This window comes from Halomonas sp. 707D4 (genome assembly GCF_024158685.1).
Lineage (GTDB): Bacteria > Pseudomonadota > Gammaproteobacteria > Pseudomonadales > Halomonadaceae > Vreelandella.
The window spans coordinates 1-2,563 of sequence record NZ_JAMZBD010000440.1; the positions used below are offsets into that span (position 1 = coordinate 1).

Here is a 2,563-nt window from a genome sequence, read left to right on the forward strand (position 1 = left end):
CTACCTGCCGGGCAGCCCCGCCGCGCTCACCGGTGCCGAGTGGATCATCTTCGCCGGCTGGTCGCTTCTGGGTCTGGCGCTCTACCTGCATTCGCGGCGTACCTACGGCGTGGCCTACAGCGATCGTCACATGATGGACGACGTGTAACGTTTCATTCATTCAGGAGCACTTCATGAGCTTTATCGATCAATGGCTGAACGACAGCGTACCGGCGCTCATCGGCGGGCAGTGGCGCAAGGGGAAAGCGACGTTCGCCGTCGACAACCCGGCCACCGGTGAGACCATCGCCCGCGTCGCCGAGCTTGGCGGTAGCGACACCGAAGACGCCGTCGCGGCGGCGTACGAAGCCGGCCCCGGCTGGCGCGCCACGCCGGTCAAGGAGCGCGCCAGAATCCTGCGCCGCTGGTTCGAGCTGATTTTAGAGCACGCCGACGATCTCGCCCGGCTGATGACCCTGGAGCAGGGCAAGCCGCTCGCCGAGGCGAAAGGCGAAGTGGGCTACGGCGCCTCGTTCATCGAGTTCTTCGCCGAGGAGGCCAAGCGCATGGCCGGCGAGACGCTGCCGAGCCACGGGGCGGACAAGCGCATTCTGGTCACCCGCGAGCCGGTCGGCGTGGTCGCCGCCATCACGCCCTGGAACTTCCCGCTGGCGATGATCACCCGCAAGTGCGCACCGGCGCTGGCCGCCGGCTGCACCGTGGTGATCAAGCCCGCCGAGGCCACGCCGCTCACCGCGCTGGCCGCGGCGTATCTGGGACGTGAAGCGGGCCTGCCTGCCGGCACCATCAACGTGGTCACCGCCAGCCAACCCGCCGAGGTGGGCGAGGTGCTGACCACGGATTCGCGGGTGCGCAAGGTGTCCTTCACCGGCTCCACGCCGGTGGGCAAACGCCTGCTCGCCCAGTGCGCCAGCACGGTCAAGAAGAGCGCCATGGAGCTCGGCGGCAACGCTCCGTTCATCGTCTTCGACGACGCCGATTTGGAGGCCGCCGTCGACGGCGCCATCGCCTCGAAATTCCGCAACGCCGGTCAGACCTGCGTGTGCACCAACCGCTTTCTGGTGCAGGACGGCGTGTACGACGCCTTCGTCGAGAAGCTCGCCGCCCGCGTAAAGGCGCTGACGGTCGGCGACGGTCTGAGCGAGGGAAGCACCATCGGCCCGCTGATCAACCAGGCGGCGGTCGACAAGGTGCAGCGCCATATCGATGACGCCCGAGAGAAGGGCGCCCGCGTGGTGTGCGGCGGCAGCGCCCACTCAGCCGGCGCGCGCTTCTACACCCCCACGGTGCTGGCGGACGTGACCACCGACATGGCCGTGGCCAGTGAAGAGACCTTCGGCCCGGTCGCGCCGGTGTTCCGTTTCAGCCACGACGACGAGGCAATCCAGATGGCCAACGACACGCCCTTTGGCCTGGCCGCCTACTTCTACGCTACCGACTACCGGCGCATCTGGCGCACGATGGAAGCACTCGAAGTCGGAATGGTCGGCGTCAACGAAGGGCTGATCTCCACCGAGCTTGCGCCCTTTGGCGGGGTGAAGGAGTCCGGCCTGGGCCGCGAGGGATCCCACCACGGGCTCGACGAGTTTACCGAACTGAAGTACGCCTGCATCGGCGGGCTATGAGGAATCGATGATGACCAATCAGGAATTGAACGAACTCAAGAACCGGTTCGTCGCCAAGGGCGCCGCGACCCCCACCACCCAGTTCGCCGAGCGCGCCGAAAACGCCGAGATCTGGGACGCGGATGGCAAGCGCTGGATCGACTTCGCCGGCGGCATCGGCGTGTTGAACCTTGGCCACCGCCACCCGAAGATCGTCGCGGCGGTGGAAGCCCAGCTCAAGAAGGTGATGCACACCAGCGCGGCGGTGATCTCCTACGCGCCCTACGTCGAGCTCTGCCAGAAGCTGTGCGAACGGACCCCGGTACGCGGCCCCGAGCGCAAGGCGATGCTGGTCAACACCGGTGCCGAGGCGCTGGAGAACGCGGTGAAGATCGCCCGCGCCGCCACTGGCCGCTCCGGCATCATCACCTTCGATGGCGCCTTCCACGGCCGCACCATGATGACGCTGGCGATGACCGGCAAGGTGCTGCCCTACAAGAACGACTTCGGCCCGATGCCGGGCGACGTCTTCCGCGCGCCGTTCCCCAACCCGATCCACGGCATCAGCGAAGAGGCCTCACTCGAGGCCATCCGCACGCTGTTCAAGACCGACATCGCCCCGCACCGCACCGCGGCCATCGTCATCGAGCCGGTGCAGGGCGAAGGCGGCTTCTACATCGCCTCACCCGAGTACCTGCGCTCGCTTCGCGCGCTGTGCGACGAGCACGGCATCCTCTTGATTGCCGATGAAGTACAGTCCGGTTTCGCCCGCACCGGCAAGCTGTTCGCGCTGGAACACAGCGGCATCGAGGCGGACATCCTCACCACCGCCAAGAGCCTCGCCAACGGCATGCCGCTCTCGGCGGTCATCGGCACCGCCGCGGTCATGGACGCCTCCGGCCCGAATTCGCTGGGCGGCACCTACAGCGGCAACCCGCTCTCCTGCGCGGCGGCGCTGG

The 2,563-nt window shown here is 67.4% G+C and carries 2 protein-coding genes; both read left to right on the top strand.

The genetic code is table 11. The annotated features are described in order from the left end of the window. The first annotated feature begins 173 nt into the window (after positions 1 to 173). Entirely contained in the window at positions 174 to 1,625 is a 1,452-nt protein-coding gene (locus BIS11_RS14940) for an NAD-dependent succinate-semialdehyde dehydrogenase (RefSeq protein WP_253586415.1), read from the top strand. A gap of 10 nt (positions 1,626 to 1,635) precedes the next feature. Beyond that, the coding region (locus BIS11_RS14945; protein ID WP_253586416.1) for an aspartate aminotransferase family protein at positions 1,636 to 2,563 on the top strand (928 nt) is incomplete at its 3' end.